1 protein-coding gene is annotated in these 650 nt (G+C 60.8%); it reads left to right on the top strand.

Going from position 1 to position 650, the window contains the following annotated elements; translation table 11 throughout:
- On the top strand, positions 1 to 324 hold a 324-nt coding region (locus ACOCD2_RS24535), incomplete at its 5' end, for a transposase (RefSeq protein ID WP_419626319.1).
- Positions 325 to 650: the final 326 nt, after the last annotated feature.

Raw genomic sequence — 650 nt, 5'->3', positions numbered from 1 at the left:
AACCGGATCAAGGAGCAGCAACTGGGACTGTTCGCCGATCGCACCAGCAGTGCCACCCTGCGGGCGAACCAACTGCGGCTGTACTTCTCTTCTTTCGCCTATGTCCTGCTGCATGGCCTGCGTCGGCTAGGGCTGACCGGTACGGCGTTCGCCAAGGCCCAGAGCACGACGATCCGTCTGAAGCTGCTCAAAATCGGCGCCCGTCTGCGCCTGACAGCACGCAAAGTCTGGCTGTCCTTCTCGGAAGCGTATCCCTACGCCAGTGATATTGCTCAGATCCTGGCCAATCTCAAGCAGCACCCTACCTGGTCACCCCCTGGATAAACCCTATTACATCCGGCAACGTTGACACAACCGATCAGACTCCGGTGCTGAGGGGCCGGCGCGTCTGTTCCGTCGAAAAAACATCCTCCAGAGCCCCGGGAGAGCGAAAAACACGAGAATCACTTCTCTCGGCGAGTACCTTGGCAGGAGAAATGGGCTATCGGTCTATCTTGGCCACGTCCCGGCGCCCAAAAACGCCGGAACCAGGGGATCGGTGAGCGATGCGGGCTAGGCCATCCTGGCGCTGATCCAGCGCTGCCAGCCATGGAGAGCGAAGCGAAGGCTGGTAGACCCCAGTAGCCGCGAGGCCGCACTGTTTTCCCGGC

The organism is Thiolapillus sp. (assembly GCF_048562965.1).
GTDB classification, from domain to species: Bacteria; Pseudomonadota; Gammaproteobacteria; order Chromatiales; family Chromatiaceae; genus Thiolapillus; species Thiolapillus brandeum_A.
The sequence above is the reverse complement of the archived record's forward strand: the minus strand, read 5'-3'. Positions and strand labels throughout refer to the sequence as shown.